At 53.4% G+C, this 611-nt stretch carries 1 protein-coding gene; it reads left to right on the top strand.

Features of this window, described 5'->3' with window-relative positions; genetic code table 11:
• Positions 1–24 precede the first annotated feature (24 nt).
• Positions 25–611: hypothetical protein (locus ACOCD2_RS25015; protein WP_419626365.1), on the top strand; the 587-nt coding region annotated here is incomplete at its 3' end.

Genomic DNA, 611 nt, shown 5'->3' with positions numbered 1-611 from the left:
GTACCGGGGTTTCAGGAGAATGTTATGAAGACGTTGTATCTCGATTTCGAGACGTATTCTGAGCTCGATATAAAAGCGGTTGGGTCCTATAAGTACCTGGAGCATCACAGCACACGGATTGTGTGTGTGGGGTATACATGGGATGAGTACTCAGAGGCTACAGTATCGTGGAACAGTGGCTTTAACCCCTTTTCGGATTTCATTCAGTGCCTGAAGGAAGCGGATGTTCTGGTAGCGCACAATGCAGAGTTTGATGCTGAGGTTGTCCGGCGGTTTCTGGTGCCCGACATTCCCAAAGAGAAGTGGCGGTGCACCATGGTCATGTCACGTATCGCAGGGTTCCCGGGGAAGCTTTCCCGGGCGGCAGAAGCGGTGGGGCTGGAGCATCAGAAGATGGGCGGCATCGACCGGCTCATGCAAAAGTTTTGTACGCCACAGGTACAGCAGCAGCTGGGCTTTGATGAGCAGGAAGATATAGATCTGTTCTCCCGGTATTGCCGGTTTGATGTGCTGGCGTGTCGGGACCTGTATCGCGCGCTGAGTGGTGTTGTCTCTGTGGACTGGGCATCGTGGGTGACGCACTGGGCGATTAATGCCAGAGGTATTCCTAT

Origin of the sequence: Thiolapillus sp. (assembly GCF_048562965.1) — a bacterium.
Lineage (GTDB): Bacteria > Pseudomonadota > Gammaproteobacteria > Chromatiales > Chromatiaceae > Thiolapillus > Thiolapillus brandeum_A.
This window is presented reverse-complemented; position numbering and strand designations above follow the sequence as displayed.